At 42.3% G+C, this 22111-nt stretch carries 14 protein-coding genes; 5 read left to right on the forward strand and 9 right to left on the reverse strand.

The window, feature by feature from the left end:
- Positions 1 to 11: 11 nt before the first annotated feature.
- Genes AC5EUN_RS09290 through AC5EUN_RS09300 form a run of 3 tightly spaced genes read right to left on the reverse strand, consistent with a single transcriptional unit; the run spans position 12 to position 7441 of the window.
- Positions 12 to 3119, reverse strand: coding sequence for an efflux RND transporter permease subunit (locus AC5EUN_RS09290; RefSeq protein WP_493352290.1), 3108 nt, complete (start codon positions 3117 to 3119; stop codon positions 12 to 14).
- Positions 3116 to 6229 carry a multidrug efflux RND transporter permease subunit gene (locus AC5EUN_RS09295; protein WP_493352291.1) on the reverse strand — a complete coding sequence of 1038 codons (3114 nt, stop codon included), beginning with the start codon at positions 6227 to 6229 and terminating at the stop codon, positions 3116 to 3118. The genes AC5EUN_RS09290 and AC5EUN_RS09295 overlap by 4 nt, the downstream gene beginning before the upstream one ends.
- A gap of 3 nt (positions 6230 to 6232) precedes the next feature.
- Complete coding sequence (locus AC5EUN_RS09300) at positions 6233 to 7441, reverse strand: efflux RND transporter periplasmic adaptor subunit (RefSeq protein ID WP_279731825.1); 1209 nt, start codon at positions 7439 to 7441, stop codon at positions 6233 to 6235.
- A 296-nt stretch (positions 7442 to 7737) separates the two neighbouring features.
- Between AC5EUN_RS09300 and AC5EUN_RS09305 the strand changes: the two genes are divergently transcribed.
- The 3 genes from AC5EUN_RS09305 to AC5EUN_RS09315 all read left to right on the forward strand — a co-directional run bounded on the left by AC5EUN_RS09305 (position 7738) and on the right by AC5EUN_RS09315 (position 11816).
- Positions 7738 to 8253: a sigma-70 family RNA polymerase sigma factor gene (locus AC5EUN_RS09305; RefSeq protein ID WP_279731824.1), complete on the forward strand. Its 516-nt coding sequence runs from the start codon at positions 7738 to 7740 to the stop codon at positions 8251 to 8253.
- A gap of 20 nt (positions 8254 to 8273) precedes the next feature.
- Positions 8274 to 9230 (forward strand): FecR family protein, encoded by a 957-nt coding sequence (locus tag AC5EUN_RS09310; RefSeq protein ID WP_279731823.1) that lies wholly within the window; start codon positions 8274 to 8276, stop codon positions 9228 to 9230.
- A 66-nt stretch (positions 9231 to 9296) separates the two neighbouring features.
- Entirely contained in the window at positions 9297 to 11816 is a 2520-nt protein-coding gene (locus AC5EUN_RS09315; RefSeq protein WP_279731822.1) for a TonB-dependent siderophore receptor, read from the forward strand.
- Positions 11817 to 11958: 142 nt separating this feature from the next.
- Here the strand turns inward: AC5EUN_RS09315 and AC5EUN_RS09320 are convergent, their stop codons facing one another.
- Entirely contained in the window at positions 11959 to 12549 is a 591-nt protein-coding gene (locus AC5EUN_RS09320; RefSeq protein ID WP_493352292.1) for a GNAT family N-acetyltransferase, read from the reverse strand.
- 44 nt (positions 12550 to 12593) lie between these two features.
- Entirely contained in the window at positions 12594 to 13238 is a 645-nt protein-coding gene (locus tag AC5EUN_RS09325) for an FMN-binding negative transcriptional regulator (protein ID WP_279731889.1), read from the reverse strand.
- Positions 13239 to 13347: 109 nt separating this feature from the next.
- Here AC5EUN_RS09325 and pdxR point away from each other — a divergent pair, with 109 nt between their 5' ends.
- Positions 13348 to 14850, forward strand: coding sequence for a MocR-like pyridoxine biosynthesis transcription factor PdxR (gene pdxR, locus AC5EUN_RS09330; RefSeq protein ID WP_279731891.1), 1503 nt, complete (start codon positions 13348 to 13350; stop codon positions 14848 to 14850).
- Between the two features lie 173 nt (positions 14851 to 15023).
- A complete protein-coding gene (gene yddG / locus AC5EUN_RS09335) occupies positions 15024 to 15908 on the forward strand; it encodes an aromatic amino acid DMT transporter YddG (RefSeq protein WP_279731892.1) in 885 nt (294 codons plus the stop codon).
- 136 nt (positions 15909 to 16044) lie between these two features.
- Here yddG and AC5EUN_RS09340 read toward each other — a convergent pair whose 3' ends face one another.
- The 4 genes from AC5EUN_RS09340 to AC5EUN_RS09355 are packed head-to-tail and all read right to left on the reverse strand — an operon-like array spanning position 16045 to position 22059.
- Positions 16045 to 17232 carry a beta-barrel domain-containing protein gene (locus AC5EUN_RS09340; RefSeq protein ID WP_493352293.1) on the reverse strand — a complete coding sequence of 396 codons (1188 nt, stop codon included), beginning with the start codon at positions 17230 to 17232 and terminating at the stop codon, positions 16045 to 16047.
- Complete coding sequence (locus tag AC5EUN_RS09345; RefSeq protein WP_493352294.1) at positions 17229 to 19364, reverse strand: type I secretion system permease/ATPase; 2136 nt, start codon at positions 19362 to 19364, stop codon at positions 17229 to 17231. The genes AC5EUN_RS09340 and AC5EUN_RS09345 overlap by 4 nt, the downstream gene beginning before the upstream one ends.
- Complete coding sequence (locus AC5EUN_RS09350; RefSeq protein WP_159153714.1) at positions 19361 to 20977, reverse strand: TolC family protein; 1617 nt, start codon at positions 20975 to 20977, stop codon at positions 19361 to 19363. Before AC5EUN_RS09350 ends, AC5EUN_RS09345 begins: the two co-directional genes overlap by 4 nt.
- On the reverse strand, positions 20974 to 22059 hold the full coding sequence (locus tag AC5EUN_RS09355) for a tetratricopeptide repeat-containing glycosyltransferase (protein WP_159153713.1): 1086 nt from the start codon (positions 22057 to 22059) through the stop codon (positions 20974 to 20976). Before AC5EUN_RS09355 ends, AC5EUN_RS09350 begins: the two co-directional genes overlap by 4 nt.
- Positions 22060 to 22111 lie beyond the last annotated feature (52 nt).

Below are 22111 nucleotides of genomic sequence, written 5' to 3' on the forward strand. Positions count from 1 at the left end.
TATTTCTTTATCTATTTGCCTAAGCTTTGCAACACAAATTTACGTTTAAATCTCGAACAAGATTCAGCCCATTTTTCAAAGAGCAAATACAAAACAGGCGTTGTGTACAAAGTTAAGAGCTGCCCAAGCGCTAAGCCACCCACAATGACCACACCCAAAGGCTGACGTAACTCAGCCCCCTCACCCCAACTACAAGCCAGCGGAATTACACCCAATAATGCTGCGGTATTGGTCATTAAAATCGGGCGAAAACGCAGAGCCGCCGCAGACATTACAGCTTGATATGCCGACTTTCCTACCCGCCGTTCATATAAAGTAAAATCAATCAATAAAATGGCATTTTTCACTACGATACCAATAAGTAAAAACATGCCCAACAATGTAATCAGGGTAAACTCAAAGTTAAATATCCATAAGGTCAGCAGTGCGCCCAAAGCCACAACGGGTATGGTCGATAAAATCGTTAACGGATGAACCACACTTTCATAGGTCACCCCAAGCACGATATAAATCAACAAAATCACCGCAAGAATCAGTAACGGTGTACTTAAGCCCGCTTGTAAACTTTCTGCTTCTACATCTTTATCCGTGGTCATAAAAACGTTGTTTGGCAACATCACTTCAGTTAAAACAGATCGGATCGCGGCGTCGGCCTGTTCATAGCTATAGCCCTGTTTCACCACATAGCCAATATCCATCGCGGCATATTGATTACGTCTATACACTCGATCATTGGTAATTCCATAAGACCATGTCGCAAAGTTACGCAGCGGCACAGCTTGTCCATCTTTATTAGGAACTTGTACATTGGCTAAGGATTCAGGATGTTCCGTGAAGTGCCTATCTACTTCCATGACCACATGAAACTGTTGGGTCTGATCATAAATGGTTGAAATCTGGCGCTGTGAAAATGAGTTGTTCAGCACACTTGAAATGCTTTCAATATTCACGCCCAAACGGCGTGCCGCTTCACGGTCTACATCTAGGGTGACATGCTGCGCACCTTCATCCCCCATAGTTTCCACTTCCTCAAGTTCAGGCAGTTTTTGCATGGCCTGTGCGACTTTCGGCACCCATTGGCGTAGCTGTGCAACATCATCTGACTGTAGCAACAGCATATAGTCTTGACCACTGCCACTTGAAAAAGGATCATCCAGTTCTAATTCTTGTTCCACACGTGCTGAGAAAATTGCCCCAGCCTGCCACGGCGCATTTTTTTTCATACGCTCGACAATGGCATGTGAGCTTTGCCCCTCACGCTCTGTTTTGGGTTTTAAACTCACCATGAAAAAAGAATTGGTGGTTCCACCTGCTCCGCCTGAGGTGCCAACCACATCTTTTACAGCAGGGTCACTCAACAAGCTTTCACTAAAGGCTGCAATTTTAGGTTGCATAATTTGAAAGGAAAACCCGTCATCACCACGAATAAAAGCCTCAACTCGTCCTGTATCTTGCTCAGGCAATACCCGTTTAGGAAGGTGTTGATAGATATAAAATGAAGCACCTATCGCACCCAACCAAAATAAAATCACGACATAGCCATGTCCTAGCATCCATTTTAAAGATGTTAAATAAGCATGATTGAACTGCTGCATGCAACGATGGCTAAATTGATATAAAGGCTGATGTTGGTCGCTCTTTAACGGTTTTAGACAACGTGCAGATAAGCTTGGTGTTAGCACCAAAGAAACAAAAACAGATAACACCACAATAAAAACTAAGGTCAGTGAGAACTCGCGAAAAAGCCGCTCAATCACACCGCCCATAAACAGCACTGAAATGAAAATTACCACCAAAGCCAAATTCATGGCCACTAAAGTCAACCCCACTTCTTGAATACCTTTAATGGCAGCCTGTACAGGAGAATCTCCCTGCTCAATATGACGCTCAATGTTTTCCAGCACCACAATCGCATCATCCACCACCAATCCAATAGCGACAATCACCGCCATAATGGAGAGGCTATTGAGCGAAAAGCCTGCCAAATACACCAAACCACAAGCCCCGACCAAAGTCACCAGCATGGCAATACTTGGCACAAGGGCGCTTTGTACACGCCCTAACATTGACGCAACGACAATAATGACCAACAGCATGGAAAACAACAACGTATCGCGGGCTTCCGCTAAACCTGCGCGAATGATTTCAGAACCATCCATCACCGTAGTCAATTGCGCATCTGCAGGAATCAGTGATCTTAATTCAGGCAGTTTTTCTTTGATTTGATCAATGGTCTCCACGGTATTGGCATTGGGTTGACGGCTAATTTTGATAATCACCGCAGGATGACCATTATGAAAACCACTGACATAGCGGTTTTCAACAGAATCTTGCACCTCAGCCACATCTTTTAAACGCACGATGGCTTGAGCATTACGATGAATCACCAAGTTTGAAAAATCTTGCGCTTGTTTTAAATCATTCGACAGTGCAACTTGCCAACGAAGTTGATCGGTTTCAACCACGCCCAATGCTTGTACTGTATTACTTTTTTCAATTGCAGTACGGACTTGTTCCAATGAAACGCCCTGTGCAATGAGTGCATTCGGATTTAAGGTGATCCGCACCGCAGGCATAGACGCACCATCAATTTCAACCTCACCAACTCCACTTATCTGCGCAAAATTGGGCTGAAGTTGATTGCTGGCAATTTCATATAATTTACCCGCAGATAAATGCGCTGAACTCAATGCCAAATAAAAAATTGGGCTTTGGCTTGGATTAACCTTGAAATATTCAGGTGGGCTAGGCATTCCTGATGGAAGCTGTGACATTGCAACATTAATGGCCGCCTGTACTTCTCGTGCCGCCTCATTGATATCGGTCTCTAAGTCAAAGTGCAAAGTCACTTGCGTTGCATTTTGACTACTGGAAGAGTTAATTGCTTTTACCCCAGAAACGCCCATCATGGCCCGTTCTAAAGGTGTTGCAACCGTCGCCGACATACTTTCAGGACTTGCCCCAGGTAAACTGGCTCGCACCACGATGGTCGGAATATCTGCCTGAGGTAAGGACGCCACGGGTAAGCGGAAATACGCCAATACACCAAGCAACACAATTGCGATGCCCAGCAACACACTGGCAACAGGACGATGAACCAAAGCAGAGAGTAACTTCAAAACTCGCTCCTTGATTCATCAAGTTCAACGAAAGGCAACTTCGGCTTTTGAAAAGCATGCTGTAAACGGTCAAAAAACAAATAAACCACAGGCGTAGTAAATAGCGTCAGTACCTGACTTAAAATCAAACCACCAACCATGACAATTCCTAGAGGCTGGCGTAATTCAGCTCCAGTGCCTGATGCTAACATCAGTGGAATAGCACCGACCAATGCCGCCAGTGTCGTCATTAAAATGGGGCGGAATCGCATCAATGCCGCCTGATAAATCGCTTGCTGAGGCGAAAGACCCTCTTGGCGCTGTGCTGCCAAAGCAAAGTCCACCATCATGATGCCGTTTTTCTTCACCAAACCGATCAATAAAATAATGCCTATTAAAGCAATCATATCGAGTGGTCGACCTACCATAAACAGCGCCAATAAAGCCCCGATTGCAGCAGACGGTAAGGTTGAAAGAATGGTGATGGGATGAATAAAACTCTCATACAACATTCCAAGCACGATATACATGGTCACAATCGCGGCGATCACCAACCAAAAAGTATGCTGTTGCGAGTTTTCAAATGCTGCAGCAGCCCCTTGTAACTGAAGTTTAACTTCAGCAGGTAAATTCAGCTGCTGTTCTACACGTTGAATGGCTTGGATGGCATCACCCAAAGCCACACCTGTCGCAAGATTGAAAGAGATAGCATTGGCAGGAAACTGAGCGTGTTGCTGTAAAATAGTCGGGACTCGTTTTTGCACAATGCTTGCCACAGAACTGAGTAAAATCGGCTCTCCGCTGGCATTATGGATATAGGTTTGCTCTAAAGCTTGTATACCTTGAGTTAATTCTGGCGCCAGCTCTAGCACAATGCGGTACTGATTTGACTGGGTATATAGAGTTGCAATTTGTCGCTGTGCAAATAGATTTTGCAAAGCCAAACTAATGTCTTCTACTGTTAAGCCGAATCTCGCTGCTGCATCTCGATTGACATCAATATACGCCTGTAAACCTTGCCCACCGTTTTCACTGCTCACTTCTGCAAATTCAGGTTGTTGGCGTAAAGCATCTACCAAGATAGGTGTCCATAACGCTAAGTCTGTGTTTTTTGCTGCCGTCAAACTGAGTTGATATTGAGTTCGACTAATTTTGTCTTCAATACTCAGCTCTTGCACAGGTTGCATCCAAGCGTGAATACCCTGAACATGGCCCAACTCTCCACGCAGACGTGCCATGACTTGATCTGCACCCTCTCGTTCAGCATGTGACTTTAAGTTAATAAGAATTCGGCCATTACTGAGTTTCGGATTATTGGCATCTATACCAATAAAAGAAGACAGGCTTTCAACAGCGGGATCTTTTACAATTTCAGCCGCTAGTGCTTGCTGACGCTCACTCATGGCTTGAAATGAAATATCGTCTGGCGCTTCGGTCACTACTTGGATAACGCCACTGTCCTGCACAGGGAAAAAGCCTTTCGGAATCATCCAATACAAAAAACCTGCGAGTAACACTGTACTCAGCATAACGGCCAGTGTCAGGGTTTGATGCTGAAATACCCATTGCAAAGCTTTTCCATACTGCTGCATGATGCCATCCAGACTCCATCTATTGGCTGAGGTTTGATGCTCTGCTTCTTCTAATGACGCTTTGCCTTTGAGTAAATAAGCGCACATCATCGGCGTTAAGGTTAAAGAGACCACTAGAGAAATTGCTATTGCAGCCGCCAAAGTCACTGCAAACTCATGGAATAATCGACCTACTACATCGCCCATAAACAACAGTGGAATGAGAACAGCAATCAATGAAATGGTTAAAGAAATGAGCGTAAAACCTATTTCCTTCGACCCTTTGAGTGCCGCTTGCATCAGGCTTTCACCTGCTTCACGATGTCGTGCAATATTTTCCAACATCACAATCGCATCATCCACCACAAAGCCTGTGGCAATGGTCAGTGCCATTAAGGTCAGGTTATTAACTGAAAAACCTAAAAAATACATCAGTACAAAGGTACCAATGATTGACAGTGGAACGGCAATACTCGGAATGATGGTGGCAGATAAATTTCTTAAAAAGAGAAAAGTCACCATTACTACTAAACAAACCGCAAAGACCAATTCCTTTTGCACATCGTGGATCGAACTACGAATACTCTCAGTACGATCGGTCAGTACTCGAATTTTGACATTGTCGGGTAGGTTCTTTTGCAGCTCAGGCAATAGCTGCTTAATCTGATCCGCCACTTGAATCACATTGGCATTCGGTTGACGCTGTACATTCACCAAAATGGCGGCTTGACTGTCTGCCCATGCTGCCATGTAGCGGTCTTCACCACCCTCAATCACCTGTGCCACATCTTTTAATCGAATCGGAGCACCGTTATTCCAGCGTAAAATGAGGCTTTCATAGTCGCCAATTGAACGAATTTGATCATTGGCATCCAGCATAGTACTGCGATATGGCCCATCAAAACTACCTTTGGGTTGACTGGCATTGGCTGCATTAATTGCGGTGCGGACATCTTCGGCACTCATTTTATAAGCGGCAAGCGCAGCAGGATTCATCTGCACCCGTATCGCTGGTCGTTGCCCACCAGCAAGGCTCACCATACCCACACCCGTGAGTTGAGACAGCTTTTGTGCCACCCGAGTATCCACCATGTCATAAACCGTGGTAAAGGGTAAAGTCTCTGAACTAATCGCTAATGTAATGACAGGCACATCGGCTGGATTGACCTTTCGATATACTGGTGGCGTTGGCAAATCACTTGGTAATTTACTGCTTGCAGTACTTAGTGCCGATTGTACTTCTTGCTCCACTACACCCAGCTCAGCACTTAACTCAAACTGTAAGGTAGTGACAGACGCCCCGACAGAACTCTGCGAAGACATTTGCTTTAAGCCCGCAATTTTGCCCATTTCCCGCTCAAGCGGTGCAGTGATAGTTCGTTGTACCGTGTCGGGGTTTGTCCCAGGCTGAAAGGTATAGACCTGAATAATGGGGTAGTCGACCTGTGGTAAAGCCGACACTGGCAAAAGCCGCCAAACCAATAACCCACTAAACAGCAAAGCCAGCATCAACAACGTAGTTGCGACTGGACGGACAATAAAGAACTTTGAAATATTCATGTCTTATCCAACAGCAGGTTTTGATGTGGCCATGGCTTGAGATTGATCCGAGACAATTTGAACTTCTTTGCCTTCTGCAAGTCGGTCAATCCCTTCTAAAACCACCTGCTCCGTACCGTTTAAGCCTGTTAAAACTTGAATCTGCCCGTTAGAACTTAAACCCAGAGTGAGCATCCGAATTTCTGCTTTTTTCTGCGAATTGACGATATACACATAGGTGCCTTTGGCCCCATGTTGCACGGCGTCGCTTGGAATACTGATGGCATCTTGAACGGTCTGTGCATTTAAACGAACATTGACAAACTGATTAGGAAATAAAACATCATCACGATTATCAAAAATGGCCTTGATCTTTAATGTGCCTGTATTGGCATCAATCTGGTTATCCAAAGCCTGTACATGCCCAACCGCAAGTTGCGTTTGTTCTGCTTTATCCCATGCCTTAACGGGTACTTGATGTCCCTGTTTCATGTTGTTACGCAAATGAGCTAGATCATGTTCCGCAACTGAAAACTGTACATAAATAGGATGAACTTGGGTGATGCTGACCAAACCTGTCGTATCATTGGCCTGAATTAAATTACCTGCATCTTTCTGCTGAAAACCAACTCGACCATTAATCGGTGAATAAATTTTGGTATAAGACAATTGTAATTTGGCTGCATCAACCTCAGCTCGGTTGGCTTGTATTTGCCCTTTCAACTGATTGACTAAAGCTTGCTGTTGCTCAACTTGTTGTTTAGCAATTGAGTCTTGCTTAAACAGCAGTTGATAACGTGCTAACTCCGTTTCTGCATTTCGGAGTTGGGCTAAGTTTTGCTGTTGTGTCCCCTCTGCCTGTGCCAAAGCCACTTGAAATGGTGCAGGGTCAACTTGAGCAAGAAGTTGCCCTTTCTGGACAGTCTGACCTTCTTTAAAATAAATCTGCTTGAGAACACCCGAAACCTGAGTTTGAACATTCACTGTATGGGTCGGAATGACTGTACCAATGGCTTTGATTTCCACCTGCAGGTCTTGTCGCTGGACAGGAACGACACGTACAGGCACAGGTTTATCCCATTGACTATATTCTTCGCTAGGCTGCGACATGGCCTTTTTCCAATACAGCCCTCCCATGCCTAACAATAAAATGACAATGATGAATCCAATCCAAAGTGTTCGACGATGAAGAAAATGTTTTGTTGGGTCGTTATTATTCAATGGCTCACTCATTACATTTCCTATTCATTACAAAAAATTCTCGCCCAACACATACTGTTCAAAACCGGAAGTTCCATACAATTTTTTAAAATTTGATCAAATTAAGTATTTAAAAAATTGAAACTTCCTATCCCAAATCACGCATATCTATTAATAAGACGGATGAAAACAAAAAACAGCTCACGCTAAATGTTGCGATTTGTAATTGCATTTAATAATGATTTTCATTAATATTCAATCTTTCATTTCTTTATCCCACTTTTACTGCTGAGATTCAGGATATTTTTCTAGGGTCATGAGTTAAAAATATGAACTTAAATGTCCAAAAAAAATTGTGGTTTAGTCATCTCTACAACACCCATCAAACAACCTTGTTGTCATGGTTTAAACACAAACTGCAACACCACCATCAGTCTGAAGACCTGAGTCAGGAGGTGTTTTATCGTGCACTTAAAAGTGAATATTGTTTTGAAAAAATTAAAGAGCCTCAAGCATGGCTCATGGGTATTGCTAAACATGTGATCATTGATCACTGGCGGCATCAGCATGTTGAAAGGTTGTATTTAGATGCGTTGGCACAACTACCAGAAAACTACTACCCTTCGGCAGAACATGAGGTGTGCATTCGAGAAACCTTGTATCAGGTTCATCGTATGCTTGAGAAACTACCGACACGTACATCTCAAGTCTTTTTGTTGTCTCAGTTAGATGGTCTGACCTATCGAGCGATTAGCGAAAAGCTGAACATTTCTGAAGCAACGGTAAAAAGAGATATGAAGCAGGCTTTTTTAGCTTGTATAACTCTTTATAATCCCGTTGATTAATTCATTTCTTTATAACGCTTATGCCTCAGCACTCTTCTTTACCTAATCATATCCTAGATGAAGCAGCCGATTGGCTGGTACTGATTCATTCTGGAGAGGTAACGGAGGAACAACGAGAGCAATTTGAGCAATGGAAGTCTGAAAGTAAGGAACATGCTTTAGCCATTTCACAGATCGAACGTTTTACTCAAGGTTTATCGGGTTTACCTTCCTCTTTCCAACCTGATGCATTAGTCGAGTCTAAGCAAAAATTTAATACTTCTTTAAAACACAATATGCTGTTTGGGCTATCGGGCTTTTTAGTCCTTGGTTTAAGTGCATATAGTATGCCGTGGGCAAAGTGGCAAGCCGACTACCATACCCAAGTGGGTGAAATTAAAACAGTGCCTTTGGCTGACGGCACGAAGCTGATTTTAGCCAGTAATAGTTATGTGAATGTCGACTTTTCAAAACAAACTCGACAAATTGAATTGGTGGAAGGTGAAATTTATATTCAGACGGCAAAAGATCCGCAGCATCGTCCATTTATGGTTACGACCCAAGATGGCAAAATTGAAGCACTCGGTACTCAATTTACCGTTCGCCAAGAAGACCGACATCGCACCAAAGTCAAAGTTTATGAACACTCAGTAGCTTTATATCCTGCTGAAACAACGACACGAAAACTTTTACAGCAAGGTCAACGTACCAGTTTTGATGCCAGTTCAATTTCAGTCATCAACCCGCTTCAAAATGACCAACCCTATTGGACACAACATTTACTAGTTGTAGAACAATGGCCACTTAAAAAAGTGCTAGATGAATTGTACCGTTATCAAAATGGAACTTATTTTATCGATCCTGAGTTAGAAAAAGTTCGTGTTTCAGGGGTGTTTTCATTAAAAAACCCAAAGCAAAGTCTAGAGAACTTGGCCTATACCCATCGGCTTGAATTAGATTATTACAGTGCTTATTTATTAAAAATAAAAAAAAGATAAAAATTTGACCCTTTTTTTGAACTGACTCGACTTATACAGAAATACACTCCCAGTCGAGAACACCGCATGAAGGATTATCAGGCAAAAAGTAGATTAGCGATGGCTATTCGCGCAGTTTTATGGGGCATGCCACTGATGGCAGGAAGCTTCGCTACTACTGTTGTTTATGCTGCCACAACGTATCCTGTGAATATTACTCAACTCCCTTTAGATGAGGCGCTAAAACAACTCGCAATCCAAACAGGGACAACCATCAGCTATGACTCAAAGGCTCTTTCAAATTTGCAAGCGAAGGCGCTAAAAGGTAATTATGCAGTCGATCAAGCGTTGGCTGCATTATTACAACCTCATGCTTTGCTTGCAGTAAAAGTCAACAATAGCGGCTATAGTGTTCAAGCAAGAGAAGTTCAACTCGAAGCCATTCATAGTCAAGCCAATAACGCTTCAGGTACAAACAATAGTCAAGTGACCAGTGCAGACGGCACAGCTCAACTGGCAACTATTTCTTTAAAAGCAAACTCAGGCAATAACTTAACCACTGAAGGCTCGGGTTCTTATACAGCCAAAGCCACCACAGCCTCGACGGGTTTGGCACTTTCACTCAAAGAGACGCCACAATTGGTGAGTGTTATTACCCGCCAACAAATGGAAGACCAAAACCTGACGCAACTGACCGATGTTGTTTCACAGGCCGCAGGTTTAACTATTAACCAAAGCGGTAACATCGGCAGTGATAATTCGCCTATTTATGCACGTGGTCAAACGGTTGATAACTATTTGCTCGATGGCGTAAAGCTGATGAGTTCATATAGTAGTATTTTCCAAAGTCAGGACACTGCTTTATTTGACCGTGTTGAGGTGGTACGTGGTGCCAATGGTTTAATGACAGGTGCAGGCTCTGCCAGTGCAAGTATTAATATGGTACGTAAGAAACCCTTACAAGACTTTAAAGCCTCTGTCAGCGCTAGCGCAGGTTCATGGGACACCTATCGTACCGATGTCGATGTCTCGGCTCCATTAAACCAAGCAGGCACGATTCGTGGACGTACCGTTTTAGCCTATCAAACGGGTGACTCTTATATCGACCGCTATAGTGAAGAACGTAAAATTGCCTATGGTGTTGTTGAGGCAGACCTCACAGAAAAAACCAAAGCCAGTTTAGGTGTTAGCTACCAACAAATGGATATTTCAGGTATTGCCCGTGGCGGTTTACCTTCATTTTATACCGATGGCAGTCTCATCGATTGGTCACGTTCGGATTCAAATGCTGCCGATTGGACCTATTCAAATCGGACAACAACTGCATATTTTGCAGATGTTGAACACCAGTTTAATGAACGTTGGAAGCTCAAAGGTACAGCCTCCAGAACCATTACTGCCTCTGACGAAGTGGTTGGTTATGGTTATTCTAGTTCTGGTATAAACAAACAAACTGGAGCTGGTGCAGTCCTTTACGGAACACGTTGGGACTATGAACCCACTCAGGACCTATTTAACTTAACTTTAAATGGCTCATTTGACTTATTTAATCAAACTCATGACATGGTTTTAGGTACGACTTATACCAAAAGTGAAAATAAACGCCCAACTTATTCAGGTTGGAGTGTAAGTACTTTAAATAATATTTTCGAGTGGGACGGAAATACACCTACACGCCCTGAAATGCCAATTAATGGTTCTTATAGTGGTGACGACCAAAGCCAATCTGTATTTGGCGCAATCCGTCTAAAACTGTCAGATCCACTGGCGATGATTTTAGGAACGCGTGTGGAAAACTGGCAACGCGTTACTCGTAATTATAATACTGCTGATGTTGTTACCTCATACAAAAAGCAACAAGAAAATGGCGAAGTCATTCCATACTTCGGTATCACTTATGACTTAACAGAGCAGTGGACTGGCTATGCTAGCTATACCACCATTTTCTCTCCGCAAGACAAAATGGATATTAATTTGGGCTATTTAGAGCCTCTGGTCGGGAATAGTACAGAACTTGGGATTAAAGGTGAGTTCTTTGATAATCAGTTAAACGTTGGTGCTGCCATTTACCAAACCCAAGAGGACAACAAGGCTGTAGAAGTCCTTGATGCAAATGGCAATAAACATAAAATTAAAGGGCCTGATGGCAATCTAATTCAAGTTTATCGCACAGAGTCAGGGACAAAAAGCCGCGGCTTTGAGTTAGAAACCACAGGCAAACTGACAGATACATGGCAAGTTTCTGCAAGTTTTGCTCGAAATTTATCTCAGGACAAAAATGGCAAGAACTTAAATACAAGTATCCCAAACAATACCGCTAAATTATTTACCACTTATACCCTGCCTTATCTTGATGAAGCTTTAACAGTAGGTGGCGGCCTTCGCTGGCAAAGTGAAATTTATCAAGATGGCGGGCCGAATGGTGCTCGATTCACACAGGACAGCTATGCATTGGTTGACTTGATGGCACGTTATAAAATCAATGAAAATCTGTTAGTGAACTTCAATTTAAATAACTTATTTAATGAGAAATATCATTTATCCACTACCAATAGTTATTATGGCGCACCAACTAACTTTAGAGTGGGACTAAAATACGACTGGTAAAACTTAAATCTAAGAAATAAGTTTATATCAAGCTTTCACTGATCATTTAGTTGCACATCTACGGCATTATTTTCATATGAAAGTAATGCCGCTTTTTTATGTATTATTTTTCTCTAATGAAACGAGTCGGCTAGACAAAACGTTATTTCTTGCTCAAGAGCGCTCTCAAATGCTGCTGCACCGCAGGCCATTCACTTTTTAAAATACTGTACACATATGTATCTCTTAAAATATCATTCTGCACAATTTGGTGACTTCTAAGTACCCCGTCTAATTTTGCCCCTAAACGTTCAATCGCAGCCCGACTTTTAAAATTAAAAGAAGACGTACGGAACTCAACCGCAATACAATTCAAAGTATCAAATGCATGCGAAAGCAGAAGATTTTTACACTCCGTATTGACATAACTACGCTGCGCGGACTGGCGATACCATGTTGAACCAATTTCAACACGGCGGTGCTCGGCTTCGATATTCATAAAAGTCGTCATCCCTAACAGCCTACCACTGTCTCTTTCTTCCACCGTAAATGGCAACATACTACCCATCTGCTGTAAATCTAGGCGGCGTTGGATTTCAGCCGTCATCTGCTCAGGTGAAGGAATGCGGGTATACCACAGTTTCCATAACTCACCATCACGCACTGACTCACACAGTGCTGGTGCATGTTCAAATTCAAGCGGTTTTAATATAATTCTCTCACCTTGTAAAACCACAGGTTTTAAGCACTGCATGCTCACTCCTTATATTTCAATTCGTTAAATTGGATCATCTGTGGCTAGTTCGAGTTGATTTTTGATGCGGCAATCAAATGCATTGCATCGGCTATCTCAAGCTGTCCCGTTTTTGTCAGTGCATTCGCTACACCTAGAACATCTCGGTGCTCTTTGTTTTGGCCAAGTTTCGATTTGCCTTGCAACTGAGTAATTTCGATTTCGATCCCCACAATTGCTTTTAGCATAGGTTCAAGATAGTCCTTCGGAGCATCTGACATTTTCCACGGCTCGGGTTGTGTCGCTTCATGGGTTCGTGTCAAACGCGCCACCACACCACGAACATAACGTTCATCATCCCAGATAGTCACACGACCATAAGCATGTACCACTCGATAGTTCCATGTCGGTACTTGCTGATGATGCTCTTGTTTGCTGGGATACCACTGCGGTGAGATATACGCATCTCCAGCTCGAAAGACCACCAACACTTCATCACCATTCTTCAGGTCTTGCCAAACAGGATTATTTCGAGAGACATGGGCATGCAATATTCCAAATTCTGTATTATCGGCTTGTAACTCAAAGGGTAAATGATTTGCATCTAAGCCACTGATCCCATGTGTAAATAAGATTCCCAATGGAGCATTACGCATCAACTGGTGCATCTGATCTATTTGAGTCACTTCAAAATCTGCTGGAATATACACGGCACAACCTCCTTAAACTCACTGTTGCTATATTTGTTGTTGTAAATTTTCAGGTTTAATTGGATTATTCAAAAGTACCAGTTTGTATTACTTTAAGTAGACCAGAATTATGGCAAGAATGGCAAAAGTTGTAGAGCTCCCCTCTATCGCAAAACTCAATAAAGTGCAGGGACAAATAGCCGCCCAACTGATTCAAGCCTTGCGACAAGCGGTGCAAAATGGTGATTTACAAGCAGGCGATCCCTTGCCTTCATCGCGAGAATTGGCGATGACATTAAGTGTTTCGCGTGGCACCGTAATTGAAGCATATGATCAACTCTTAGCTGAAGGAGTTTTAGAGGCACGTGCGCGACAAGGAACTTTCGTTTCAGATGCCTTATCGCATTCAAAGTCTCAGCAAACGCAGGAGCGGAGAAATACTCAGCCTACTCACGTTCAGCTGACACCCGCAGCTCAGGCTTATGCTGAAGTATTGAAAGAATTTAAACCGCTTCCCCATCTTCCTTTTGCAGTCTCTGTGCCTATTGGGCGCACCCAACCAGATGATATTTGGAGAAAATTTGGCAACCGCTATCGTGCTCGAGGAGTAGGCGCACCCTCAGGTTATGATGACCCACAAGGTGTATTTTCCTTACGAGTTGCGATTGCTGACTATGTACGACGCTCTCGTTCTGTACACTGTGAACCTGAGCAAATAGTGATTACCAGTGGCATCCAACAGGCACTCTATATCTGTAGTCAGATTCTATTTAAAACACAAGACCAAGTTTGGGTCGAAGACCCTGCCTACCGAGGTACAACCGCGCTACTAGAAAACTCAATACAACCCTTACACATTGTTCGTGTTCCCGTGGATGAAGAAGGAATTCAAGTCGATACAGGTATAAACCTCGCGCCAAATGCCCGAGCTGCTTTTGTCACCCCATCTCATCAATACCCAATTGGCATGCCGATGAGTTTAGCTAGACGCACAGCATTGCTCACGTGGGCCAAACAGCAAAGCGCTTGGATTATTGAAGATGATTATGACAGTGAACTGCGCTACAGTGGCCAGCCTTTTCCAGCCTTGCAAGGGTTAGCACCTGAACAAGTCATCTATTTGGGGACATTTAGCAAAGTGCTATTCCCATCACTGCGACTCGGCTATGCCGTACTACCCAAAGCGTTGGTCGCTCCTTTTTGTGGATTGCGTGTTTTGATCGACCGTCATCCTCCCTCTGCTGATCAGCATGTTTTGGCTGCTTTTATTCAAGAAGGTTATTTAGAACGTCATATTCGACGTATTCGTAATGTCTATGCAGAGAACCGTCGATATTTGATTGACATGATTGAGCGTTATATTCCAAAACACTTAGGCTATTTACAAGCTGGAGATCAAGGCATGCATATGGTGCTATGGCTTGCACATTACATGGATGATCGGAAAATTGCTCAAGCTGTACTAGATGCTGGTATCGCGATTAAAGCGGTTTCTCCAACCTTTTCCTTAGAATGTAAACGCTCTGGCTTAGTGGTTGGTTTAGGAGATTTTGAGTTGACACAAATGGAGTGTGCTGTACAAAGTTTGGCAAATATTCTCAAGCAGCATGAGCAGCCCCTTGAGGTGAAGTAAATTCACGTGATTCATCCTCAGGTTTATAAGCGACTGCCCCCCATTTTTCCGTATAATGTCTGCGGCGCTTAGTAGCCTTTAAAATTGCACTGTAAATCTGTTTTTAAACTAAACAATGGAGATGCTAAACAGAATTTACAAATTAAATGAATATGTTAAAGACTACAAACAAAATGAACTCAACGAAAGCAACATGGATTGGTCTGGCGGCCATTGTATTATGGAGTTTAATTATTGCTCTGATTAAAGAAGTGAGCAACAGCTTTGGAGCAATTGGTGGAGCCGCCCTCATTTACTCGTTGGCCTCTGTTTTTTTGTTGCTCTTATTTGGTTGGCCTCGGCTAAAAGAATTTCCTCTTCCCTATCTGGTTTGGGGTAGCTTGCTGTTTGTCTCTTATGAAATTTGCCTTGCCCTGTCCATTGGTTACTCAACCAGCAGTCGACAAGCCATCGAAGTTGGTATGGTGAACTACCTGTGGCCGACCTTTACCATTATTTTTGCGATTGTATTTAATAAACACAAAGCCAATTTTCTCATCGTACCCGGCTTTTTAATCTCACTGATCGGTATTTGTTGGGTGCTGGGCGGTGATCAAGGATTAAGCTTTAAAGGCATGCTCAGCAATGTTCAAAATAACCCTCTAAGCTATGGTTTGGCATTGCTCGGCACTGTACTTTGGGCATCTTATTGCACCCTCACCGCAAAAATGGCGAAAGGTAAAAATGGAGTAACGCTATTTTTCATTTTAGTTTCAATTGTGCTGTGGGTTAAATGGTTGTTGTTAGGTGAGGGCACTTTCAGTTTTGAACTGCAACCCACCATTTATTTAGTCCTCGCAGCCTTTGCAATGGGTATGGGCTATGGCGCATGGAATATTGGTATATTGCATGGCAATGTCACGCTCTTGGCTGCTGCGTCGTATTTTATTCCTGTGCTTTCTGCTGTGGTTTCCGCTGTCATTTTAAATACTCATTTAACTTTCAGTTTTTGGCAAGGCGCGTTGATGGTCTGTCTCGGTGCTTTGCTGTGCTGGGTTTCGACCAAAACCAAAGCATAAATGATTAAAAACAGCGTCTATCTCAGGCAAATTTTCAGCGCTGATTCTTATTTGTAAAACCCGTAACTTAATAAAAAAGCCAACGCATATGATGTCACCGTTGGCTTTGTTAGTGTTTTAAACCAGTGGACGGATATTAGCGTTCACGCAGCGCTTCTTTGGCTTTGTTAAACGGTTTTATTAAATAGTCCAACACAGTCTTATGCCCCGTTTTAATATCCACGACTGCCACCATACCCGGTGTAATGTTAAATTGTTTACCCTGCTTATTGATGAGTTTGTCAGAGTCTGTACGGATATAAGCACGATAATAGAACTGATCTTGTTTGACTTCATCACGTATTGTATCTGGTGAAATGACCGTCACTTTTCCATGCAAACCGCCATAAATTGAATAATCATAGGCCGTCACTTTCACCAAAGCCTCTTGGTCAGGTCGAATAAAAGCAATATCGCGTGGCGAAATGCGGGCCTCAATTAAAAGCTGTTCATCTAAAGGAACGATGGTCATCAACTTTCCATTTTGTGGAATGACACCACCAATGGTCATCACATCAATTTCTTTGACAATGCCCCGTACAGGTGACTTAAAAACAGTGCGCTCTAAGGTATCCGTTTTGCCTTTAATCACCTGTGCTTGAGTTTCAATATCAATATTGGCTTTGGCCAATTCTTCCCGTGCTTTCACATAATATTGATTGCGAATATCGTTCATCTGATTTCGAAGGTCATTGGCCTCTCGTTTCAAACGAAGTACCTCTACTTCACTGGCTGCCCCTTTTGCGACAAGGGGTTCTGTCATCGCAAGCTCCTGTTCCACCAAAACCAAAGCCTGACTTAAGCCAGATACCGAATCATTTAAATTTGAACGGCGAGATTGATATAATGCAGTTTCTTCACTGACTAACTTAGGTATTTTTAGCACATCTTCTGGAAATACCAAGGGAGTAGCGTTGACCTCCGCACGAAGTCGTGCAGCAGTCGCTTTTGACGCAATTAAGAGTGATTCTGACTCACCTACATTTGAAGCAAAACGCGTTGGATCTAGCTGTGCTAGAACTTGTCCTTGCTTTACAATTTCCCCTTCACTGACATACAGTTTAGTTAAAATCCCGCCTTCTAAGGATTGAATCGATTGTTCTTTAGATGATGGAATGACTTTACCTGAGCCTGTAGAGACTTCTTCTAATTCAAAAAACCATACCCAAGCCAACAGCACAAGTAATCCAATACAAATCACCCAAATGAACTTGCTAACACTCGGTAAAGGCGGTTGAAAGTTGAGAGCAGAAACGCTTTTTTTACTAGATTCCGTTTGACTCATGACTTCAACACCTCAGCAGTTTTTTGTTGTTTTGATTGATTTAGAATCTGATCTCGTGGTCCATCCATTACAATCTTTCCGTCGTTCACCACAATAATCCGATCGACAAGTTCTAAAACCGCACGACGATGCGTCGCAATAATCATGGTTTTTGGTCTTAACCAGTGCTTTAAATGATCAATTAATTGTTTTTCTGTGACTTCATCTAAAAATGACGTTGGTTCATCGAGCAGTAAAATATTCGGCTGACAAATCAACAAGCGCGCCATTAACAAAGCCTGACGTTGCCCACCTGAAAACCCAGTACCACCTTCTAAAATTTGAAAATCAAGCCCTTCCTTTTTAGCTTGAATAAAATCGAGTGCACCTGTAATTTTTAAGACATTTAAAATTTCTTGATCACTGGCCAGAGGTGCTCCAAGCGTCAAATTCTCTCGAACTGTGCCAAAAAAGAGATGTGCATTTTGATTGAGCAATCCCATATCTCGCCTTACATCTGCGGGATCAATCAGTCTTAATTCCAGTCCATCGAGTTTAATTTTGCCTTGTGTGGGTTCTTGCATCCCCGATAACAACTGTAATAAGGTCGATTTACCTGCACCATTTCGTCCAAGAATCGCAATTTTTTCGCCAGCTCTTATGACCAATTTAGCAATGTGTAAATTGGGTTTTGCATCTTCATCGCTGTATTTAAAGCTAACATCTATTAAATCGTAATCACCATTGATCACAGGTCGATGAATTAAATGTGCCCGCTCAGGTTGATCAACAGCACGTTTCATCAGTTCATCTAGACCTGTTTTTGCAACTTTTGCCTGTTGTAAGCGCCCAAGTACCCCTGCAATTTGGGCTATAGGTCCAAGCATGCGAGAAGACAGCATCGAACATGCCACCAATGCCCCCGTTGTCATTTCACCTTTCATGACCGCAAAACACCCCACTAACACGACAACAGCAAAGGTCAACCCTTGAATCTTCTGTGTCCATGCATTCAACACACCCACCAACTTTCTCTGACGCATAGAAATATCCGCAGAAATTTCATTCATTCGGTTCCATTGATTTTGAAAGCGAGACTCAGCTCTAAGCAGTTTTATGTCTTCAATACCCTGTACCACTTCAACGAGCATGGCATTACGAATCGCACCCTCACGCATACCTTCTTTAGCCAGTTTTGCTAAAGGCTTTTGAATCAGCAAACCTGGTAAAATCATCAGGGGGACAACCACAAGCATGACCCAAAACAGATTGCCGCCAATGAGCCAAAAGATTACTAAGAACATTAAGAAAAAAGGTAAGTCGGCAATTGCTGAGATGGTGGTTGAAGTGACTAGTTCACGAACCCCTTCTAATTCTCTAATTTGAGAAATAAATGTCCCCGTAGATTTTGAGCGTTCTTTATTTTTAATGCGTAAAGCATGACCAAATACCCGATCCGATATTTTTAAATCTGCTCTTTTACCAATAATGTCCGATAAAAAAACCCGTGCAACGCGTATCGAAAACTCAAAAATTGCCGCAATTAATACCCCACCTGCCAGCACCCACAACGTTGGGATTGACTGTGCTGGAATGACGCGGTCATAGACATTCATAGAAAATACGACGGTTGCTAATGCAAGAATATTCGCCATTAAAGAGGCAAACATAATGTCGATATAACGTTTCCAGTCTTGTAATACGATGCTCCAAAACCAACTGGCTTCATAAGGCTTGATGTATTCATCAACCCGGACATCACTCACCGATTTTTCAGGTCGAATAATATAAACAAAGCGAATATGTTCTTGTAGTTTCGTAATGGTATAGGTTTGTGTAAGCCCTTCGTCAGCACTGAACTGCATGCTGATATTGCCATCTGAATCGGCTTTTTCAATTACAGCGACTTGTCCATCTGATAACTCGACAACGACAGGTAACAACCATGGGTTGAGTAAATCTTGACTGAATGGCACTTGACGCAGACTCATTCCTAGTTGACGGGTTATGAGTGTCAAAGTCTCCGCGATAGAATCACTTTGATTCCAGTTGAGTTGTAAACGAAGTTGTTCTTCTGATGTTTCGATACGATAATGCTTTGCAATACGAAGCACTGCTTTTAGCCATGGTTGGTAATTCAATGAACTGCTCATGACACCACCTCAAACCCCTGAATAGGCGTATTATTTAACTGATAAACCGCTCTACTACGTCCAGTAATTTCAATGTATCGAATCAGTGCCGCATAAATATCATAGCGCGCGGCCTCAATTTCCTGAGCTGCGCCATGTATTGCTTGTTCTGCATTGAGCAAGTCAACAACAGTTCGTGTGCCTAATTTATATTGTTCTTGATAGAGTTCTTTAGTTCGTTTTGTGGTTTCACGTCGTTGCGCAAGAACCACCATTTGCTTTTGCTTACTTTCCACTTCTGTCTGAATCAAACGAGTTTGATCCAATACATCTAAATAAACAGTACTGACTTGTGCTTTAGCTGCTTCCTCTGCATAACTAGCAGCACGGTTTCTCGCACTAATCGCTCCACCTTGAAAAAAGGTGCTTGAAGCTTCAAGCATGATAGAATTATAAAAACCATCATCTTCGTTATTATTTGGATTACGACCATTTACCGCCTGACTCAGGCTGCCTTTAATATTTAACGTTGGATAGACATTTAATTTAGTTTGCTGCTTCTGAAATTTCGCAATCTGAACTGCCGTTTGCGCTGCCATCATTTTGGAAACGTTATTAAAATCAATTTCATCGTATAGCCCTGCTTTTTCAACTAAAAAACTGGGCATATTTATATTTACATTTGAAACGTCGTATCCCAATAAAGTTCTGAGTTTTTGTTGATACTGATGTAATTGGGCTTCCTGAACCACCTTGGTCGATTGCGCTGCTTCTAAATTTGACTGCGCTTGAATCGGATCTGCTTGACTACTAATACCAGCTTGTGCACGTAACCGCGCTATTTCGGCGATACGACCAATACCACTAATTTGTTGATCAGCAATTTTTACGAGCTCTTCATAACGTTTGATGTTCACAATTGCATTGGCTACTTGGTATGAAATATCATCAATTTCAAGTAATAACTGTGCTTGGTCTTGCATCAACTTTGCTTGTTCGACAGTCACAGCACTTTTTATTTTGCCGAAGTCATAAAGCATTTGTGTCGCAGAAATACTAAAAACTTGTCGGCCACGCTCTCCTGTCGTAAAGTCGCCAGTATTAAATCCTCCTGAAATTTGAGGAAAATACTGTGATTTAACGGTATCAATATTTGCTTGCTGCTGAGCAACTTCCGCAATGCCTTGAGTAATTTCGGGACGACGTTGCAATGCCTGCCGAATCGCATCTAAAAAATCCAGTTGGCTTCTTTTTGTTACAGCGACAGACCTTACACTACTACTAGGCATGTCAGTCGTCACTGCGGCGCTTATTTTTGGTAACTCTTGGACTGACGATGTATTGGTGAATAAACGATTAAAATCATCAATTTTAATCGTATTGGCTTGATCGTCAGGTTTAGGCTGCCATATTTGATTGATTTTACTTTTAACAGAAGATGGTTGTTCTGTATTGGCACTTGCAAATGTCACGGGAAACAATAGAACTAAACTTAAATATAAAGAGGAGTGCCAAAAACCAGAACTCTTAAGCATACAAATAAAATGCGTTCTTTTTTCGGCAATAGACCATTTGTTCATTAAAAAGATGGATTCAGATTTTGATTCAGAGCGAATCATTTCCTTTTTTTTCATTTATAAAATTTCTCATTTGCCAACATGCGCACTTGCTGTGTCTTCGGGTACTTTTTTTCTGTTAGCAATTTTTGCATGGCTTCTTGGCCTTGCTTTTTATATATTTTACAATAGGTTGCTGAAACAGCCAACTCATCTAATGCTCGCCACTCATAGATACTTGCATCCACAAATAACCCGTCTTTGGGGCTAGGAATATCGATAGCTTGCATAGCAAAATAGCAAGCTAAGTCAAAGTCTTTTTTTAGCCGATAGTAACGTGCTAGAGCATAGAGTGGTTCAGCGCGTGACTGATTTGAAATCCATGATTTTAAATATTCACGATGAATGATGACTTCATCTAGCCCTAGACGTTCAGCCATTTGCGCCGCCCGAAATTGGGCCATCCAGCGCTCCTCCTCCCAACCAACTGCTACAGCACGCTTTAAAAAATACTCGCGTGCTTTTTCAAACATGCCAGCATCACGGTAACTTTGTGCCAAATAAAAAACATAGCGCAAATTATCTGGCTCATCTATGAGTCCTTGTTCCAGCAAAGCAATATCATTGAGATATGTATTTTTATTTTTTGCTCGAGCACCATCATGCTGAACAAATATGTTCAAGCCTTCAAGTGTTTGCCAACGATGTAATTGCTGTGAGTGAAGATATTCATGTATGACCCCTTTCCAACTCCACTCTAGAGCTGTAGAAATCATGGCATTGCGTCGATAGCGCAAAGCACCATAAATCACAGGAAAATAATAGGCTTTCGCCGTAAGTGCAGGTAAAACAAAATCTTCAGCGGCTTGTAACTGTTCATCCGCATCAATGAATAATAGATAATCCGCAGCAGGCAGATCTTCTGAGACTGCAAGCTGTAGTGCCTCTGTACGGTTGTACCCAAAATTTTTCCAAGGCCGTTCATATAACTGCCCAGGAATGTCTTTTAAATAGTCTTGAATAATGTCCTGCGTACCATCACTAGAACCGGTATCTACAATGCACCATGAATCTATCCAAGGTTTAACTGACGCCAAACATCTTAAGATGACATGCGCCTCATTTTTAACAATCATATTTAGGCGAATATGCTTTTTCATTTATTATTTATATCCAATTCATCAAATACATAGAGAAGAGATGCTTTGTGTT

Source organism: Acinetobacter sp. CAU_H_S170_2, assembly GCF_058890445.1.